At 57.4% G+C, this 18389-nt stretch carries 14 protein-coding genes and 2 pseudogenes; 6 read left to right on the top strand and 10 right to left on the bottom strand.

What is annotated here, in order from left to right:
* Window positions 1-37 precede the first annotated feature (37 nt).
* The 3 genes and pseudogenes from JZI28_RS17405 to JZI28_RS17395 form a co-directional block, all read right to left on the bottom strand.
* Window positions 38-1125 (bottom strand): IS3 family transposase gene (locus tag JZI28_RS17405; protein ID WP_375697739.1). Its coding sequence is split into 2 segments (ribosomal slippage): window positions 38-864 and window positions 864-1125, totalling 1089 coding nucleotides; the frame shifts between segments, so codons are not numbered across the junction.
* Window positions 1126-1194: 69 nt separating this feature from the next.
* Window positions 1195-1936, bottom strand: a pseudogene (locus JZI28_RS17400) (IS3 family transposase); the annotation flags it as partial.
* Between the two features lie 36 nt (window positions 1937-1972).
* Window positions 1973-2143: pseudogene (locus JZI28_RS17395) on the bottom strand (transposase); the annotation flags it as partial.
* A gap of 166 nt (window positions 2144-2309) precedes the next feature.
* On the opposite strand from JZI28_RS17395, the gene JZI28_RS17390 reads away from it, so the two are divergent.
* Window positions 2310-2465, top strand: coding sequence for a GTP-binding protein (locus JZI28_RS17390; RefSeq protein ID WP_375698409.1), 156 nt, complete (start codon window positions 2310-2312; stop codon window positions 2463-2465).
* Here JZI28_RS17390 and JZI28_RS17385 read toward each other — a convergent pair.
* Window positions 2454-3662 carry a PLP-dependent aminotransferase family protein gene (locus JZI28_RS17385; protein ID WP_375698408.1) on the bottom strand — a complete coding sequence of 403 codons (1209 nt, stop codon included), beginning with the start codon at window positions 3660-3662 and terminating at the stop codon, window positions 2454-2456. The genes JZI28_RS17390 and JZI28_RS17385 overlap by 12 nt on opposite strands.
* A 249-nt stretch (window positions 3663-3911) precedes the next feature.
* Here JZI28_RS17385 and JZI28_RS17380 point away from each other — a divergent pair, with 249 nt between their 5' ends.
* Window positions 3912-4682, top strand: coding sequence for a FadR/GntR family transcriptional regulator (locus JZI28_RS17380; RefSeq protein WP_295454649.1), 771 nt, complete (start codon window positions 3912-3914; stop codon window positions 4680-4682).
* 141 nt (window positions 4683-4823) lie between these two features.
* Here the strand turns inward: JZI28_RS17380 and JZI28_RS17375 are convergent, their stop codons facing one another.
* Window positions 4824-5273: an Lrp/AsnC family transcriptional regulator gene (locus JZI28_RS17375; RefSeq protein ID WP_295454651.1), complete on the bottom strand. Its 450-nt coding sequence runs from the start codon at window positions 5271-5273 to the stop codon at window positions 4824-4826.
* Window positions 5274-5441: 168 nt separating this feature from the next.
* On the opposite strand from JZI28_RS17375, the gene JZI28_RS17370 reads away from it, so the two are divergent.
* Together JZI28_RS17370 and JZI28_RS17365 are read left to right on the top strand one after the other, a co-directional pair.
* Entirely contained in the window at window positions 5442-5879 is a 438-nt protein-coding gene (locus tag JZI28_RS17370; protein ID WP_295454652.1) for a universal stress protein, read from the top strand.
* Between the two features lie 9 nt (window positions 5880-5888).
* Window positions 5889-7430 (top strand): sodium:alanine symporter family protein, encoded by a 1542-nt coding sequence (locus JZI28_RS17365; RefSeq protein ID WP_295454654.1) that lies wholly within the window; start codon window positions 5889-5891, stop codon window positions 7428-7430.
* A gap of 74 nt (window positions 7431-7504) precedes the next feature.
* Here JZI28_RS17365 and JZI28_RS17360 read toward each other — a convergent pair whose 3' ends face one another.
* From JZI28_RS17360 to JZI28_RS17345, 4 genes are all read right to left on the bottom strand, one after another.
* Window positions 7505-8827, bottom strand: coding sequence for a TRAP transporter large permease subunit (locus JZI28_RS17360; protein ID WP_375698407.1), 1323 nt, complete (start codon window positions 8825-8827; stop codon window positions 7505-7507).
* Window positions 8827-9318 (bottom strand): TRAP transporter small permease subunit, encoded by a 492-nt coding sequence (locus tag JZI28_RS17355; RefSeq protein ID WP_375698406.1) that lies wholly within the window; start codon window positions 9316-9318, stop codon window positions 8827-8829. The genes JZI28_RS17360 and JZI28_RS17355 overlap by 1 nt, the downstream gene beginning before the upstream one ends.
* 94 nt (window positions 9319-9412) lie before the next feature.
* A complete protein-coding gene (gene dctP, locus JZI28_RS17350; protein WP_375698405.1) occupies window positions 9413-10450 on the bottom strand; it encodes a TRAP transporter substrate-binding protein DctP in 1038 nt (345 codons plus the stop codon).
* Between the two features lie 26 nt (window positions 10451-10476).
* Entirely contained in the window at window positions 10477-11781 is a 1305-nt protein-coding gene (locus tag JZI28_RS17345) for a hydroxymethylglutaryl-CoA reductase, degradative (RefSeq protein ID WP_375698404.1), read from the bottom strand.
* Between the two features lie 115 nt (window positions 11782-11896).
* Here JZI28_RS17345 and JZI28_RS17340 point away from each other — a divergent pair, with 115 nt between their 5' ends.
* Window positions 11897-13237: a PLP-dependent aminotransferase family protein gene (locus JZI28_RS17340; RefSeq protein ID WP_375698403.1), complete on the top strand. Its 1341-nt coding sequence runs from the start codon at window positions 11897-11899 to the stop codon at window positions 13235-13237.
* Between the two features lie 199 nt (window positions 13238-13436).
* On the opposite strand, the gene JZI28_RS17335 is transcribed toward JZI28_RS17340, so the two are convergent.
* A protein-coding gene (locus tag JZI28_RS17335) for an IS3 family transposase (protein ID WP_375697739.1) occupies window positions 13437-14524 on the bottom strand; the annotation gives its coding sequence in 2 pieces (ribosomal slippage) (window positions 13437-14263 and window positions 14263-14524; 1089 coding nt in all).
* Between the two features lie 337 nt (window positions 14525-14861).
* Here JZI28_RS17335 and JZI28_RS17330 point away from each other — a divergent pair.
* Window positions 14862-18317 carry a chromosome segregation SMC family protein gene (locus tag JZI28_RS17330; protein WP_375698402.1) on the top strand — a complete coding sequence of 1152 codons (3456 nt, stop codon included), beginning with the start codon at window positions 14862-14864 and terminating at the stop codon, window positions 18315-18317.
* Window positions 18318-18389 lie beyond the last annotated feature (72 nt).

The raw sequence follows: 18389 nt of genomic DNA, 5'->3' as shown, positions 1-18389 counted from the left end.
TAATCCCCCCATTTTTAATTGGGTCCAGCCGTAGAATTCACGCAGCCGTTTTCAGTTTCATGGCGGGTGTCATGCCGCCGATGCCCATGTTGGGTCGCTCGTTGTTGTAAGTCCAGAGCCATTGTGTTGCCTGGTCCTGTGCCTCCTCGATGGTTTCGAAGATGTATTGCCCCAGCCATTCGCCACGAACGGTGCGGTTGTAGCGCTCGATATAGGCATTCTGTTGGGGCTTACCGGGCTGGATATATTCGAGCCGCACATTGCGTTTCTCAGCCCATTCCATGAGCTTCCCGCTGACGTATTCTGGGCCGTTGTCCACACGAATAGCTTGGGGCTTTCCGCGCCACTCAATGATCTGGTTCAGCGCACGCACGACACGTTCAGCAGGCAGCGAGAAGTCGACCTCAATAGCCAGTCCTTCGCGATTGAAGTCATCCAAGACGTTTAATGCCCTGATCGACCGGCCATCCGCCAGCTGATCCGCCATGAAGTCCATGGACCAAGTTTCATTTGGTCTTTCAGGCACAGCCAGTGGTTCCGGCTTGTCCCGCTTCAAGCGTTTCTTCGGCTTGATACGCAGGTTCAACGCCAGCTCACAGTAGACCCGGTAGACACGTTTATGGTTCCAGCCATAGCCCTGCACGTTGCGCAGATACAAAAAGCACAGGCCGAAGCCCCAGGTCCGCTTGTTAGCCGTCAAGCGTTCAAGCCAATCTGCGATCTCTTCGTTGTCATCGCTCAGCACAGGGCTGTATCTATAGCAGGTCTCGCTGATCTCGAACGCACGGCAGGCCAGAGCTATGCTGACCCCATATTGCGCAACTGCATTCATGGCCATCTCTCGCCGATGAGACGGCCTTAACGCTTTTTTCCAAGCGCTTCTTTCAGCAGGTCGTTTTGCATGCTCATCTCGGCATACATGCGCTTCAGACGACGGTTCTCTTCCGCCATATCCTTCATCTCGGAAATCAAGGACGCGTCCATGCCGCCAAACTTGGCCCGCCATTTGTAAAAACTCGCGCTGCTCATTCCGTGCTCGCGGCAAAGCTCAGAGACCGGCACACCGCCCTCCGCCTGCTTCAACACTGCCATGATTTGCGCGTCGCTAAATCGTCCATTCTTCATCATAAATCTCCTCAGATATCTTGCCGAGAAAATTCTACTTTGGAACACCACTATTTTTAGGGGGGATTACCGTTCGACAAAGATATTGTCGAGGAACCGGCCTTTGCCGTCCATTGAGATGCGGATGCCGGATCGACGCAGGCGGTCGGTCCAAGCAAATGACGTGAACTGGCTGCCCTGATCCGTATTCATGATCTCGGGTGGGCCGAACTTGTGGATCGCTTCATTCAAGGCATCAACACAGAACTCGGCTTCCAGCGTGTTTGAGATACGCCACGCCAGCACCTTGCGCGTGTGCCAGTCCATGATGGCGACCAAATATAAAAACCCACGCCGCATCGGCAGGTAGGTGATGTCGGCGCAGCAAACTTGGTTGGGCCGATCCACGCGCAAGCCGCGCAACAGATAAGGGTAAATCTTGTGACCCTTCGCTGCCTTGCTGGTGTTGGGCTTCTGATAGATCGGCATGAGGCCCATCAGCCGCATCAGGCGTCTGATCCGCTTCTTATTGACGAGGTGGTCGTCATTGCGTAGGTGCCATGTCATCTGACGCACGCCGTAAAACGGCGTTTCCAGGAACTGCTTGTCGATCAGGCGCATCAGATCGAGGTTCATCTCACTTTCGCCCTTCGGCTCATAGTAGAACGAAGACCGCGAGATCGACAGCAGCGAACATTGCTTGCTGACTGACAGACCTTTTAGGTTCGGCTCAATCATCTTGCGCCTCACTTGCCGGTCCAAGGTTTGAGCTTTCTGGCCAAAAATCGTTGGCGACGGCCAACTCCCCAATCTTGGCGTGCAGGTCTTTGACCTGCTCCTCATCGATTTCCGGTGCCTTCCGTCCGCCACGCTCAAATACGCCCGATGCGCCTTCAAGTAATGCGCGCTTCCACTGATGGATCATCGTTGGGTGCACGCCAAACCGACTGGCCAAATCGCTGACCGTCTCTTCGCCTTTCAACGCCTCCAACGCCACCTTGGCTTTGAATTCTGGATGATGTTGCTTCCGTTTCGACATTCCTGATCTCCTTCGTGTTGAAGATCAGCAGACAACAAATAGCAGCTTACGTCAGTGTCCGAATTTCGGGGGGGTAGCTCAGGACCTGTTGGGCCCGCGAGACCGCACGACAACTTCGCGTGCTTTGCCTGCGTCGCGTAAAGACCATTCAACGCGGTTTGAAGCCGTGGAATGGCAAAGCGATGGACCGGTGCCGAAGGCGGCCTTTCAGGCCTTTTTGCATCAGCTCGCGCCGTCGCTACTGCGCGCCAAAGGTTTTCTATCTTTCACCGAAAAAACCGGACGAACCAGCTTGCTGCAACTCGCCGGTCTAGGCGTCTGATAGTAACCGTCCAAGCCGCTCGATGCCGGTCCGGATTTCCGCCTCATCCAGCGCTGAAAAGCTCAGCCTCAGTGTGTTGCAGCCTGCGCCATCGGCAAAGAAGGCCTGCCCCGGAACAAAGGCAATATTTTCCTGATCCAGAGCGCGAACCAGCACTTCGGCGGTGTCCACATGTTGGGGCAGCGTGAGCCAGACAAACATGCCGCCTTGGGGGCGGGTCCAAGTCACCCCTTCGGGCATATAGGTCTGCAGGGCGGAAAGCATTGCATCACGACGTGCACCATAGGCCTGTCTTAGCCCGGCGACATGGGCGTCAAAGCAGGCCTCCGCCACCTGATGTACCGCCATCTGGTTCAGCGTTGGAGAATGCAGGTCTGCCGCTTGTTTCATCAAAACCAGCTGCGCGATGACCGGCTTGCTGGCCACCACCCAGCCCAGACGCAGGCCAGGCGACAGGGTTTTGGAGAAAGACCCGCAATAGACCGTCCGACACTGCTCAAGGCTGCCCTTCTGTGCAATCTCCAGCGCCAAAACGGGCGGGATTGCCTCCCCTTCATAGCGCAGGGCATGATAGGCGCCATCTTCGATCACCGCGCAGCCCAGCTCTTCGGTCAGGTCCAGCAAAGCCTTCCGCCCCGACAGCGATAGAGTCTCGCCGGTGGGATTGGCAAAATCCGGCGACAGATAGGCAAACTTCACCCGGCTGTTGGCCTCAGCTGCGGCATCGCGGTAGCTGGCTGGGGATCGGTTGCCGCCCGGGTTGAGCTGATCGTAGCGCGGCTCGTAAGCGTTAAAAGCCGCTAAGGCACCAAGGTAGGTCGGCCAGCCCACAAGCGCAGTATCATTGGGAGAGAGGAATAGTTTTCCCAGGTAATCCAGAGCCTGCTGCGAGCCAGAGGTGATCAGGATATTATCCGTGTCACAGGGCACACCCATGCGTGCCATTTCCCGTTGGATCCACTGGCGCAGCGGCAGGTAGCCCTCGCTGACCGAGTACTGCAGCGCCTGGGCCTGATACTCCGGTTCCAGTGCCGCCTGAAAGGCTGCGGAAAACGCTGCCGCGGGGAACAGATCCGGGTCAGGGATACCGCCGGCAAAGGACAGCAGCCCAGGCCGGTTCAACAGTTTCAGCAGTTCGCGAATTTCGGAAGCCTCCATACGGTGCGTGCGGGTGGCAAAGAGCTGTTTCAGCAACATGGCGACTTCCTTTTGGGTCCAACTTGTGGCGAGAGTAGGAAAGTTTCAAAACTAGTCAATAATGCTGACCTAATATTTCAAAAGATGTGACCATGCTTGGCAAATCCTGCGTGCTGTTTGTTGCCTTGCACTAGGTGCGGTCATATGTTTTTACCAATTACAGCGGCCAGTCGCTCTTAAACTGGTCCTGACTGCACCAGCCCCGTCCGACCCCGTTCACGTCCCGCCCAAGTTCAACCCGAGACCCCCATGCCGTTTCAAAAAGTCCAACCCGAGAAACTTTCAGCCTCTGTGGTGCGCCAGATCGAACAGCTGATCCTGCGGGGCATCCTGTCGCCGGGAGAACGTCTGCCTTCGGAGCGGGAACTGGCCGAACGTCTGGGCGTTTCACGGCCTTCGTTGCGTGATGCCATTGCCGAGCTGCAGGAGGTTGGGCTGCTGGAGGCCAAGGCCGGATCGGGGGTCTTTGTGGCTGATGTGCTGGGCTCTGCCTTCTCGCCTGCGCTCATCCGGCTGTTTGCCCGCCATGATGAGGCGGTGTTTGATTACCTGAGCTTCCGCCGGGACATGGAAGGGCTGGCAGCCGAGCGCGCCGCCAAATTTGGCTCGGATGCGGATCTGAAGCTGATCCAGACCATATTCGACAAAATGGTTGCGGCCGGTGATCCGTCGCTGTCGGATGCTGCCGCCAGTCTGGACGCCCAGTTCCATTCCGCCATCATGGATGCCAGCCACAATGTGGTGATGCTGCATATGATGCGGTCGATGTTTGACCTGCTGCACGAAGGCGTGTTCTACAACCGCCGCATCATGTTCAGCCGCCACACCACCTTTGAGGTGCTTCTGGCCCAGCACAGCGCCATCAATGCCGCCCTCCAGGCCCGAGATCCCGTCGCCGCGCGTACGGCCGTCGAGGCCCATCTGGACTATGTGAAACAGTCACTGATCGACCACCAGCGCAGCCTCCGCAATGCCGAGATCGCCCAGCAGAGGCTCGAGCATGAAAGCGGGAAGGGATAGCAGCCCGCCGCCCTTTACAGTCTCCCAGGCATTGGGCAGATCTCCTGTCGCGCCCAATGCTCAGAACTGCACCCGCAGCCTGCGCCCTGTTTTGACTGTCATCTGTCCTGCGCTATCCTTGCTTAGGTTGCCAATGGCACCTTAGTTTTTAACGACTTCCATCACGGCGAAGGAATTTGTCTGCAGGATGCCCGGCAGCTTGTTGATGCTGTCCCCCAGAACCTCCCGAAAGTGCCGCATATCTTTGGTACGCACCGTCAAAAGATAATCAAAGGCGCCCGCCAGCATGAGGCACCGTTCGACCTCGGGGATGGCACGAACCGCCTTGTTGAAGGCATCAAGCGAGTTGTCTCCCCCCGTTGCCGTCAGCGAAACTTGCACCACGGTGAGGTGGCTGAGACCCATTTTGTCCAAATCCAACGTCGCGCGATACCCGGTGATATAGCCGGACCTTTCCAACCGTTTGACCCGCTCTGAGCAGGGGGTGTTGGTCAGGTTTACCCGTTGAGCAAGGTCAACAATAGAAAGCCGTCCATCCGATTCGAGCTCTTGTAGAATTTTGATATCTATGTTGTCGATTTCTCTACTCATTAGTGTTTTTCCCTAGAAAATTGCCACAGCATAGGCTTTTTCTCAGCTTTTACCCTGCTTTCATCACCATTATCTAGTGATAATCACTTATCCTTAAAATTGTTATTACCGTTTTTCACTCCGCTGAAAACGGTGGTGGCATAAAAAAACCAACACGGAGCCTGACCAATGACCGTTAAAATAGTAGTTGGACTGGATGGCACAGAAACCGGTGAACGCGCTCTAACCTTTGCTCGGGACATTGCGTCCCGTCTCGAAAACAGCGCGTTGATCGTTGCCTATGTTATCGAATGGTCCCCTTTCACTTTCCAGACCGCGGAAGAGAACGAAAAACGTCACAAAAGGCGTGAAGAAGAGATCAAGATCGCGACAACACGGGTGGTGACACCCGCCGTCGAAAAACTGAACGACGCTGGGATTCAGGCGCAAGGGCTGGTCCAGCATGGCGATGTTGCCGAGACTCTGAACCGGATCGCCACCGAACATGGTGCCTCCCAGATCATTGTCGGCCGCGTGTCCAATGATGGGTTCACAAAGCGTATTTTTGGTAGTTCGACACAGAACTTGGTCATGCACGCAGACGTGCCGGTTACGGTTGTTGGATAGAGGTCAGTCATGAAATCATTTAAAACACTTATGTCGGCGCTTATCGCCAGCAGTGCAGCACCTGCAGCCTTTGCCCAAGGCATTGACGAACAGGTAAATCAGGCCTTTGCCACAGTGACAGGCCCATTTGTCAGCTTCATTTTTGCCCCTGTTCCTGGGACCAGCTTTCCCTGGATCGTTATGTGGCTGGTTATTGCGGCCACGGTTTTCACCATCTACTTTGGCGCGGTTCAGTTCCGCTTTTTCAGCCATGCTATTGGATTGGTGAAAGGGGACTATTCCGATCCCAATGATGCCGGTGAAGTCAGTCATTTCCAGGCGCTTGCGACGGCTTTGTCTGGGACAGTGGGGCTTGGGAATATCGCAGGTGTGGCGGTCGCCGTCGGCATTGGCGGACCGGGGGCAACCTTCTGGATGATCCTCGCGGGTTTGTTGGGCATGGCGTCGAAATTCACCGAATGTACGCTGGGCGTAAAGTACCGCAATGAATACGACGATGGCACCGTCTCTGGTGGCCCGATGTACTACATCTCCAAAGGCTTTACTGAGCTTGGGTTGCCCGGCGGGAAAATCCTGGCCGTTCTGTTCTCGATCTTTTGTATCTTGGGCGCATTGGGCGGTGGCAACATGTTCCAAGCCAACCAGGCCCACGCCCAGATTTCCGGGATTGTTGGCGACTATCCCGGCTGGATCACGGGTCTCATTTTTGCGGGTGTTGTCTTTGCGGTGATCGTGGGCGGTATCAAATCCATCGCCAACGTGACCGAAAAAGTCGTCCCGTTGATGGGTATCCTGTATGTTGGTGCTGCGCTGATCATCCTGATCATGAACTATGACATGATCGGTTGGGCCTTTGGCCAGATCTTTGCAGGTGCCTTCACTGGTTTAGGCGTCGCTGGCGGCATGGTTGGGGCCCTGATCCAAGGCTTCAAACGGGCGGCATTTTCCAACGAAGCCGGGGTTGGCTCGGCGGCGATTGCCCATTCGGCCGTGAAGACAAAAGAACCGATTACCGAAGGTTTTGTGTCTTTGCTCGAACCGCTGATCGATACCGTTGTCATCTGTACAATGACCGCCTTGGTTATCGTGATTTCACAACAATTGATCATTGATGAGGCGACCGGCGTTTACATGCTCAACGAGGCGGGCTCGGCGATCGCCACGGTCGATGGGAACACAGGCGTTGCCCTGACATCTGCGGCCTTTGGATCGACGATCAGCTGGTTCCCCTTTGTACTGGCGCTCGCGGTGGTCCTCTTTGCCTTCTCCACCATGATTTCCTGGAGCTACTACGGTCTCAAGGCATGGACCTACCTCTTTGGAGAAGGAAAAGTGACCGAGCTGGTGTTCAAGGTCATCTTCTGCATCTTCATTGTGATCGGTGCCTCTGCCTCACTTGGTCCGGTCATCGATTTCTCTGATGCCGCGATCTTTGCGATGGCTGTTGTGAACATTCTGGCTCTGTATTTCCTGATGAAGCTCGTTCGGGTGGAGCTCAACAGCTACTCGGAACGGTTGGCGAAAGGGGAAATTAAGAAGTTCAATCACTAGGTACCAAATCCCCGATGCACCTTAGTGCGTCGGGGACTTTAACGCTGTGGGCTTGGCGGATAAGCCTTTCTGGCCTATTTTCCGACTTGGCTCAGCGCTTCGGGAAGCCAGGTGACCAGGTTCGGAAAGACCGCGAACAGGATCAATACTCCCACCTGGATCAGGAAGAATGGAATAACCCCCCGGTATACTTGTCCGATGCCGATCCCGTCGGGAAGAACGCCTTTCAGGTAGAACAAGGTGTAGCCAAAGGGCGGCGTGATATAGGCCATTTGCGCGGTGATCATGAATAGCACACCGAACCAGAGCGGATCAAAATCAAGCGTGGTGATGATCGGCAGGAACACTGGCACACAGAGCAAGATGATCCCGATTTCATCCAGGAACAGCCCCAAGAAGATCAGCACCAGAACCATCACGCCTAAGATAATCCAACGTGAGGCCTCAAAGCTTTCAACAAAGCCAAGGATCGAATCTGCGCCGCCTGTGGCCACAAAAACCGAAATAAATGCACGCGCACCAATGGTAATCCAGAGGATCATGGCCGTAACGCGCAGAGTTTCTGTCGCGGCGCCTGACAGCATGGTGAAGGACAGGCGGCGGGTGACCATCGCAGACATTGCCGCTCCTAACACGCCGACAGCGGCGGCTTCGGTTGGGGTCGCGATCCCTGTGTAAATAGACCCAAGAACCCCCAGAACCACGAAGGCAGGCAAGATGAGGCTTTTCAGTTTGGCCAGCTTTACGCCCAGCGGCAGATCATCCACCTGTTCTGGTTTTGGTGCGAGCGCCGGATTAATCCAGGTTCGAATGAGGATGTAGGCGATGTAGCTGCCTGCCAAGATGAGACCCGGCACGATCCCTGCCGCAAACATCTGCCCGATCGAAATTTGCGCTGTGATGGCATAGACGATGGTCACGACAGATGGTGGGATCAAAATCCCCAAGGTTCCCCCCGCACAGATCGCCCCCAAGGCAAGCGGCGGATGGTAGCCGCGCGACAGCATCGACGGCAAAGCCAGGATCCCCATCGCAGCCACCGCAGCGCCGACAACCCCGGTCATCGCCGCAAGGATGGTGCAGATGATGATCGTGCCCACGGCCAAACCACCATTGAGACGCGCAGACCATGTCTCCATGGCATCGTAAAGCGCATCAATGATGGCAGATTTTTGGAGGATCGAGGCCATCAGCACATAGAGCGGGATCGCCATAAGTGACTCTGACGTCATGGTCTCGAATGTGTTGAGAACCGCCACGATCAGAGCGGACGGACCCCACAACAGAATGGTCGAGATAAAGGCAATCGCGCCCAGGACAAAAGCAAGCCCCGCCCCGCTCAACATGAAGACGATGAGAGAGGTGAACATAAACAGCAGAACAAAAGAGCTTTCCATCACGCGGCCTCCGGCTCAAACAGCACGTCGATCGCCTCGGCAAGGGCCTGAAGCATCAACAGCACTGCACTAAGCGGCAAAAAGGCCTTTGCGGGCCATATGATTGGATTCCACGCGGAGTAGCTGGTCTCCCCATAGCTGAAAGACTGCATCACCAAAGGCACACTGAACCACAACAGGATCGCGCCAAAAACTGCAGCCAAGACCAGACCGACCAGTTTCAGCCCCACGGCGAGCCGCCCCGTCGCCTTTGCCGAGGCGACATCCACCGCGACATGGCCGCCGAGGTGGAGCAGATATGGTCCTCCCAACAGAAAGAAGGGGCCAAAGATCAAGGTCGCCAATTCCGGGGCCCAGGAAGTGGGCGACGACAACACATAGCGCGAGAGCACTTCCCACAGCATCAACAAGACGATGGCGTAGATCAGCCATTTCGCACAGGCGAACAAACCTCGGTTGAGCGCAGTGATGCGCCGGGACAGTGTTATCATTAGAAACTCCGCGAATGCGGCACCATCCCGCGCCAGCCTATCCTAGAATGGTTGGCGCGGGATGATGCAATTTTAGGTGCAAAATGGGTTAGATCTAGAGCAGGCGCAATTCCTGCATCAACGCGATCTGAGACTCCATCATGCGCTTGGAGATGTCATCCGTGGCGGCCTTTTTCCAGGCCTCGACGGCTTTGGCCCGTGCTTGGGCGACATCTTCAGGATCGAAATCAATGATCTCAACACCTGCGTCTTGGAATTTCTTGATGTATTCGCCATTCGCAACGAGAATATTCTGGCGCAGGGTCCCGGAAATTTCCCGAGCCGCCACCGCAAGAGCGGCTTTTTGTTGTGCGTCCAAGGCGTCAAATGCGCGCGTATTTGCAACATAAGAGGTGGCAGTGGTCGGCTGATGCACACCCGGCAGGATGAGGTATTTTGCGACCTCGTGCAGGCCCTCCTCAAAGTTGGCTTTGATGTCGCCGCGATCCGCGATGTCGATCAACCCCTTGTCCAGCGCCGAATAGACTTCGGAAGTGGGAAGCGGCGAAACTGACACGCCGAAATCGGCCATCACAGCAGAGGCCAGTCCGACAAAACGGCCCTTCAGACCATTCAGATCGGCGATTTTCCGTACCGGCACCCGCGAATGGATCGGTTCTTGGCCATAAACCGTTGGCGCAACATAGGTGAGCCCAGCAGGTGCATAGCTTTCACGCGCCATTTCCAGCCCGCCCCGTTCATAGAACCAGGCCTCGTATTGGTCCGGCTCGGGGAAGCCGAACGGAACAGTCGACGAAAACCCATGCGCCGGGATTTTGCCAGCGGTGTAGCCGTCAAAGGTTTTCATCAGTTCAAAGGCGCCGCCGCGGACGGCGTCAAAGGCCTGTGCGGAGGGAACAATTTGCCCGCCCGCAAAAGGCGTGATTTCAAGCGAACCGCCGGTAAGCTCGGCGACGCGGGCGCAAAATTTTTCCTCATACAGCATGGGCGTCGTACCGCCGCCCCAAAGCGCCTGCATCCGCCATTTGGTCACGCTTTGCGCACGGGCCGTTGTGCCCGAGGCTAGAATCGCAGGTGCAGCAAGAGCTGCCGCGCCGAAACGCAAAAGAGTACGCCGTGTAGCGTTAGTCATAGGTATTCCTCCCTGAAGTATTGAAATCAGATGCCCTCCAGCATCTGTTTGGCGCGGGCGACGGTAACATCCCCCGCTTCGACGATGGCTTTGGCCACACGGTCGATATCACTCCCCTGCGCGCCTGCGGTAATGGCGATATTGCGGGCATGTAGGGTCATATGGCCGCGCTGAATGCCCTCGGTTGCAAGCGCACGCAGCGCGGCCATGTTCTGCGCCAAACCAACGGCGACGGTCACTTCCGCAAGCTCTTGTGCGCTTGTGACTCCCATCAGTTTGAGCGCAGCCTGTGCAGCTGGATGGGTGCGGGTTGCGCCGCCAACAATCCCCATCGCCATCGGCAATTCTAGTGTGCCTACCAGTGCGCCATCCCGGGCGACTTCCCAGCGGCTGAGGGACGTGTAATGGCCGTTGCGGGCCGCATAGGCATGGGCGCCGGCTTCGATCGCGCGCCAGTCGTTGCCTGTGGCGACGACAACGGGGTCAATGCCATTCATAATGCCTTTGTTGTGGGTTGCGGCGCGATAGGGATCAATGATCGCCAGTTCGCAGGCTTCGACGATGCCCTGTGCAACCTGCGCCCCGCTCAGTGTTTTTGTCGTCAGGGCATCCGTTGGAATACGCACATTTGCGGTCACCATACGTTTGTCGGCCAAGTTGGACAAAATGCGCAAGCGTACCGTTCCGCCGGTGATTTCCTCGACCTGTGGCGCCAGCATTTCCGCCATGGTATTGACCGTGTTGGCCCCCATCGCATCGCGCACATCCACCAAGAGATGCATGACCACCATCGGACCAATGGCCGAACTGGGGAAAACATGAACCTCGATATCTTTGCAGCCGCCGCCAAGCTCGGTCAGAACGGTGTCTTTGGAATTGGCTTTTTCAATCAACGCGTCCCGGTGAGCCAGCAACGCGGCCCGCGCGCCGAACGGATCATCCAGGCCAATGATCTGAACCTGCGCCCGCATGATCGGTGCGGTGGAACTGACCTTGAACCCGCCGCCGGCCCGCGCAATTTTGGCCATGTAGGAGGCCGCAGCAACCACAGAAGGTTCCTCGACCACCATAGGAACGAGATAGTCCTGACCGTTGACGACAAAATTTGTCGCCACCCCGAGTGGCAGCTCAAACGTGCCGATGACATTCTCGATCATACCATTTGCCACTGCAACCGGCAGTGCAGAATCATCTGAAAGCGCAGCTTTGGCTGGGGTATCAAGCCCTGCGGCGATGGCAATGGCATCGCGGCGGTCAGCAGGCTCCATATCCCGCATGCCCTCAATCCGTGAATTCACAACAGACGGGGTTTTAGTTGCGCTAACAGTCATGGTGTCTCCTCCTGATCTTCAGCGGGAAGATTGTAAATTTGAGCGACGTTGTATTGGTACAGTTTGGACAATTTTTTCTGGACTGTACCCATCGGAACGTGGACACACTGCGCAGATGACACAGACAAAGACAGATCGCATCTACAGAAGCCTGCACGACAGGATTAAGTCGGGGGAACTCGCTGAAGAGACAAAACTGATGTCGCTTCGCCGTGCGGCTGAGCAGTACGGCGCATCAAAAAATATCATGGTGGCCGTTTACGATCAGCTGGTGGCCAACGGCCTTGTGTACGCGCGCCAGGGCGCAGGTTTTTTTGTCGCCCATGGCGTTGCAACGACGGCGGAACCCGCCAATCTGCGTGAGGCGCGCGACAGCGTATCCTTGCTGCATGCTCAGCTGGATCGTCCCTACAAAGTGCTCGTTGGCGATGGCCGTCCCCCGGAAAGCTGGCTGTTGAACGCAGCCCCCTCTGTCACGCTTGCATCGGGCGAAGGCGGGTATGGCGCGCCACACGGGTTGCTTGCTCTGCGTGAATACATCGCTGCCGCGCATGGCGCTGCGGGCATCCATGTTCAGCCAGATCAAGTTGTGACCACCTTTGGCGCCAACCATGCGCTTGATCTTGTAATCCGTCGCTTTTGCCGCGCTGGTGAAACCGTTTTGGTTGATGATCCGGGGTATTATCCTCTTTTTGCCAAACTGAAACTGGCAGGCGTCAATGTCATTGGTATTCCGCGCGGACCACATGGCCCCGATTGCGACGCTCTTCAGGCCGCAGCCGATCACTACCAGGCCCGCCTGTTCTTCACCCAATCGCTTGCCCAGAACCCGACAGGCTGTTCGATTGATCTCCCCACGGCCCATACCGTTTTGCAAATCGCCGAGCGCCACAACATACTTATTGTCGACGACGACCCGTTCATAGATTTGCCTGGCGTATCCGGGACACGTCTTGCCTCATTGGATCGCTTTCAAAGGGTTATTCAAATCGGCACCTTTGCCAAAGTTCTCACGCCCACTTTGCGCTCGGGCTACATCATTGCCGATCCGGAAATTTCTCACAGCCTCGCGGAACTCAAGATGGTTTTAACCGTCAACAGTTCTAGCCACACCGAACGCCTGATCGCAGATCTCATGCGGACGCGCCGGTATGAAAAGCAGTGTGCGCGTCTTTCCAGGAAGTTGAAACAGGAGCGCGAAATCGGGGTGCAGCAGCTAAAGAAAATCGGGTTTGAGATCGCGCCAGAACAGGCAGAGGGGCTTTACGGCTGGCTCCCACTTCCTGCGGGAACCTCTGATATTGATGTGGCGCAAAAAGCCGCTGAGGTCGGGGTGTTCCTGGCGCCCGGCGCTCTTTTCAGAATTGCAGAACATAGCGATTGCCCCGCACTCAGGCTCAATTGGAGCCGCGTAAATGACAGTCGATTTTATGCTTTCCTGCGTCAGTCGTTGTGATCGTGGTTTTTACGTCGATCATCAAAAGTACGGTAATTCCACGACCTGCCATATCGCCTGCATGTTACTTCTGGCGCAGGTATTGATGTGAGTGCAAGACAGTTTGCGAGCGGCTGGGTATCCGTTTGGGCTAGGACGCCTGAGCCTGAATGGCTGGGGCGGTAATCCCCCCATTTTTAATTGGGTCCAGCCGTAGAATTCACGCAGCCGTTTTCAGTTTCATGGCGGGTGTCATGCCGCCGATGCCCATGTTGGGTCGCTCGTTGTTGTAAGTCCAGAGCCATTGTGTTGCCTGGTCCTGTGCCTCCTCGATGGTTTCGAAGATGTATTGCCCCAGCCATTCGCCACGAACGGTGCGGTTGTAGCGCTCGATATAGGCATTCTGTTGGGGCTTACCGGGCTGGATATATTCGAGCCGCACATTGCGTTTCTCAGCCCATTCCATGAGCTTCCCGCTGACGTATTCTGGGCCGTTGTCCACACGAATAGCTTGGGGCTTTCCGCGCCACTCAATGATCTGGTTCAGCGCACGCACGACACGTTCAGCAGGCAGCGAGAAGTCGACCTCAATAGCCAGTCCTTCGCGATTGAAGTCATCCAAGACGTTTAATGCCCTGATCGACCGGCCATCCGCCAGCTGATCCGCCATGAAGTCCATGGACCAAGTTTCATTTGGTCTTTCAGGCACAGCCAGTGGTTCCGGCTTGTCCCGCTTCAAGCGTTTCTTCGGCTTGATACGCAGGTTCAACGCCAGCTCACAGTAGACCCGGTAGACACGTTTATGGTTCCAGCCATAGCCCTGCACGTTGCGCAGATACAAAAAGCACAGGCCGAAGCCCCAGGTCCGCTTGTTAGCCGTCAAGCGTTCAAGCCAATCTGCGATCTCTTCGTTGTCATCGCTCAGCACAGGGCTGTATCTATAGCAGGTCTCGCTGATCTCGAACGCACGGCAGGCCAGAGCTATGCTGACCCCATATTGCGCAACTGCATTCATGGCCATCTCTCGCCGATGAGACGGCCTTAACGCTTTTTTCCAAGCGCTTCTTTCAGCAGGTCGTTTTGCATGCTCATCTCGGCATACATGCGCTTCAGACGACGGTTCTCTTCCGCCATATCCTTCATCTCGGAAATCAAGGACGCGTCCATGCCGCCAAACTTGGCCCGCCATTTGTAAAAACTCGCGCTGCTCATTCCGTGCTCGCGGCAAAGCTCAGAGACCGGCACACCGCCCTCCGCCTGCTTCAACACTGCCATGATTTGCGCGTCGCTAAATCGTCCATTCTTCATCATAAATCTCCTCAGATATCTTGCCGAGAAAATTCTACTTTGGAACACCACTATTTTTAGGGGGGATTACCGGGCTGTCTGCCATCCTTGCGGCTGCAACGGGGGCTGTTGAGGCGGTGTTAGGAGGCCCGCCTCTCTAGTGTCTGCGACAGATTAGTCCCGGACCATTTTTGAAAAGATGAAAGCGGGATCCATGGGATCCTGTGAATCAGGGCAGTTATCCACAAGATATGCTGCGGCCCGGGTCGGCTGTCGCGCGCAATGGGGTCGTTTACGTTGACAGGGCAGCTGGGAAGCTGCTGGACTCGCTGGATATAAGAATCACTCAGGGGCGGCTTTGCGCTTTTCAAAACTCAGGCTTACTGGCTTTAAAAGCTTTGTTGACCCGACCGATCTGATCATCGGGGACGGGTTGACTGGCGTGGTTGGTCCCAATGGCTGTGGCAAGTCGAACTTGCTGGAGGCTTTGCGCTGGGTGATGGGCGAGACCCGTGCCAAGGCGATGCGTGGCGGCGGCATGGAAGACGTGATCTTTGCCGGCACCACCTCGCGGTCGGCCCGCAATTTTGCCGAGGTGAACCTGCTGATTGATAACTCGGACCGGTTGGCGCCGTCGGGGTTCAACGAAGCGGATCAGTTGGAAATTGTCCGTCGCATCACCCGCGATGTGGGCAGTGCCTATAAATCCAACGGTAAAGATGTGCGGGCGCGGGATGTGCAGATGCTCTTTGCCGATGCCTCTACCGGAGCGCATTCTCCGGCGCTGGTGCGGCAGGGGCAGATTTCGGAATTGATCAATGCCAAGCCCAAGGCCCGCCGTCGCATTCTGGAAGAGGCTGCGGGTATCTCGGGTCTGTATCAGCGACGCCATGAGGCGGAGCTGAAGCTGAAAAACACCGAACAGAACCTGTTGCGGGTGGATGATGTGGTGGAGCAACTGGCAGGCCAGTTGGGGCAATTGGCGCGTCAGGCCCGACAGGCGCAGCGCTATCGTGATATCGGTGAAAAGCTGCGGCTGGCGGAGGGGATGTTGCTCTATCGGCGCTGGCGCGAGGCAGATGATGCCCGGCTGACTGCGGAGCAGGACCTGACCATTCGCCTGACCCAGGCGGCCAAGGGCGAGGCCCTGTCGCGGGCTGCGGCAGCCAATCGCGCCGAGGCCGAAGAAGGCCTGCCACCGCTGCGCGAGGAACAGGCTATTGCCGCCGCCATTTTGCAGCGATTGGTGGTGCAGCGCGACTCGCTGGGCGATCAGGAGGCACAGGCACGCCAGACCATCGAACGGTTGGTCAGCCGTATCCAGCAGCTGGGCAATGATATTGACCGTGAGGGCGGGCTCAACCGCGATGCCGGAGAGACGATTGAGCGGCTGGATTGGGAACAAAAGGAATTGGCCAAGGCCAGTGAGGGCCATGATGAGCGGTTAAGCGAGGCGGGCGCCTTGGCGCGGGAAGCGGCAACGACCCTGGAGGCGCGCGAAGATCATCTCACCCAGTTGACCGAAGATGTGGCGCGGCTGTCGGCGCGGTATCAATCGGCGCTGCGTCTGGTCGAGGATTGCAAGCGCACCCTGGCGCGGGCTGAAAGCGAAGGCGCGGCAGCGCAGCAGGCGCAGGATCAGGCCGGGGAAGCCCTGGAGCTGGCAGGGGAAGGATTTGAGGCGGCTTTGGCCACCGAGGAAGAAGCCCGCGAAGCCGTGGAAATGGCGGAGGAAGCCCTGGCTGCGGCGGATGAGCTGCGCACCGAAACCCAGGCTTTGGAATCCGCCGCACGGGCGCAACGCTCTGAGGCGGAAGGGGCGTTGGGGGCGATCCGGGCCGAGGTAACAGCGCTGGCAAAGCTATTGGAGCGGGACACCGCTGAACGGGGGCAAATTCTGGACGCGCTGAGCGTCGCCCCTGGCTATGAAAAGGCGCTGGGCGCGGCGTTGGCGGATGATCTGCGCGCGCCTTTGGCGGCGGTGGATGGGCCAACGGGCTGGGTTGAGCTGCCGACTTATGCCCGCGATGTGCCGCTGCCTGACGGGGTGGAGCCTTTGGCCAAACATGTGTCCGGTCCTGAGGCCCTGGCGCGCCGGATTGGTCAGATTGGCCTTGTTGACAGTGATACCGCCCGTGGGATGCAGGCGCAGCTGCAGCCCGGTCAGAGATTGGTGACGCTGGAGGGTGATATCTGGCGCTGGGATGGGTACCGGGCCTGGGCCGAAGACGCGCCCAGTGCCGCGGCGCTGCGGCTGGAACAGCTGAACCGGCTGGAGGCGCTGAAGCAAGAACTGGAGCAGGTCAGCGCCAAGGCCGATGGCACCCGCGCGGCGCATGAAACACTGATCCGTCGGCTGGAAGAGGTGACCCAGGCGGATCAGAACGCGCGACAGGCGCGCCGGGTTGCGGATCAACGGGTTGCCGATGCCGCCCGCGCGCTCAGCCGGGCAGAGGCCGAGCGCAATCTGGCCGAGGGCAAGCTGGAGACACTGGGCATTGCGGTGACGCGCCACAGTGAAGATGCGATGAATGCCCGGCTGCAATTGGCAGAGGCGGAGAGGGCGCAGGCGGATCTTGGCGATCTGGATGCGGCGCGGGCTGGGGTCGAAGACGTCAAACAGGGGGTGGAAGCCGCCCGGATCACCATGCTCACCCATCGCTCAGCCCATGATGAGCTGCGCCGCGACGGCGAGGCGCGCACCAAGCGGGCCCAGCAAGTGACCAAGGATCTATCGGGCTGGCGGCACCGGTTGGAAACCGCAGAGCGACGCATCGAAGAGCTGGCCGAACGCCGCGAAGCCTCGCAGGAGGAGCTGGAAGAGGCCCATGCGGTGCCTGCGGAGATTGCTGAAAAACGCGAAGAGCTGAACGAAGCCATCGCGGAGGCGGAAGCGCGCAAGACCACCGCCTCGGATGCCTTGATTGCAGCAGAGACCGCGCTGCGCGAATTGGTGCAGATCGAACGAGAGTCTGAGCGGCTTGCCTCGGAAGGGCGCGAGGCGCGGGCGCGCTCTGAAGCCCTGTGTGAGGCGGCGCGTGAAACCGTGACCCATGCGGCTGAACGGATCAGCGAAGACCAGAACTGTAGCCCGCAGGCGCTGCTGGAACAGCTGGAGGTCAGCCCCGACCAGATGCCAGGGGCAGAGGAGCTGGAGGCCGAAGTCAACCGGCACAAGCGGCAACGGGATGCGTTGGGGGCGGTGAACCTGCGCGCCGAAGAAGACGCACGGGAAATCCAGACCGAACATGATGAGCTGGTCTCGGAAAAAGCCGACCTGGAAGAGGCGATCAAGACCCTGCGCAGCGGTATTGCCAGTCTCAACCGCGAGGGGCGCGAGCGGTTGCTCACCGCGTTTGAAGAGGTGAACGCCAGCTTTGCCAATCTCTTTACCCATCTGTTCGGCGGCGGCGAGGCCAATCTGGTGATGGTGGAAAGCGATGACCCGCTGGACGCCGGGTTGGAGATCATGTGCCAGCCGCCGGGCAAAAAGCTGTCGACGCTGTCGCTGTTGTCCGGTGGCGAGCAGACCCTCACCGCCATGGCGCTGATTTTTGCGGTCTTCCTGTCAAACCCAGCGCCGATCTGTGTGCTGGACGAGGTGGACGCGCCGCTGGATGACGCCAATGTCACCCGGTTCTGTGACTTGCTGGACGAGATGTGCCGCCAGACTGAAACACGGTTTTTGATTATCACCCACCATGCGGTTACCATGGCGCGAATGGACCGGTTGTTCGGCGTTACCATGCAGGAAAAAGGCGTCAGCCAATTGGTCTCGGTTGATCTGAAAAAGGCAGAAGCTCTTGTCGCATAGGCGAAAATTGAACAACCGCGGACCATGAAATTTATATTTGGGCTTTGGGCTACGGGGGAAAACAACTTATAA

Source organism: Pseudophaeobacter sp. TrK17, from assembly GCF_042192375.1.
In the GTDB taxonomy this organism is placed as follows: domain Bacteria; phylum Pseudomonadota; class Alphaproteobacteria; order Rhodobacterales; family Rhodobacteraceae; genus Pseudophaeobacter.
This window is presented reverse-complemented; position numbering and strand designations above follow the sequence as displayed.

Excerpts from the sequence above, each read along its gene's own strand:
- JZI28_RS17360 (WP_375698407.1), bottom strand. The coding sequence starts at position 8,827 with ATGGAAAGCTCTTTTGTTCTGCTGTTTATGTTCACCTCTCTCATCGTC.
- JZI28_RS17385 (WP_375698408.1), bottom strand. The coding sequence starts at position 3,662 with ATGTTGCTGAAACAGCTCTTTGCCACCCGCACGCACCGTATGGAGGCT.
- dctP (WP_375698405.1), bottom strand. The coding sequence starts at position 10,450 with ATGACTAACGCTACACGGCGTACTCTTTTGCGTTTCGGCGCGGCAGCT.
- JZI28_RS17340 (WP_375698403.1), top strand. The coding sequence starts at position 11,897 with ATGACACAGACAAAGACAGATCGCATCTACAGAAGCCTGCACGACAGG.
- JZI28_RS17375 (WP_295454651.1), bottom strand. The coding sequence starts at position 5,273 with ATGAGTAGAGAAATCGACAACATAGATATCAAAATTCTACAAGAGCTC.
- JZI28_RS17365 (WP_295454654.1), top strand. The coding sequence starts at position 5,889 with ATGAAATCATTTAAAACACTTATGTCGGCGCTTATCGCCAGCAGTGCA.
- JZI28_RS17355 (WP_375698406.1), bottom strand. The coding sequence starts at position 9,318 with ATGATAACACTGTCCCGGCGCATCACTGCGCTCAACCGAGGTTTGTTC.
- JZI28_RS17380 (WP_295454649.1), top strand. The coding sequence starts at position 3,912 with ATGCCGTTTCAAAAAGTCCAACCCGAGAAACTTTCAGCCTCTGTGGTG.
- JZI28_RS17345 (WP_375698404.1), bottom strand. The coding sequence starts at position 11,781 with ATGACTGTTAGCGCAACTAAAACCCCGTCTGTTGTGAATTCACGGATT.
- JZI28_RS17370 (WP_295454652.1), top strand. The coding sequence starts at position 5,442 with ATGACCGTTAAAATAGTAGTTGGACTGGATGGCACAGAAACCGGTGAA.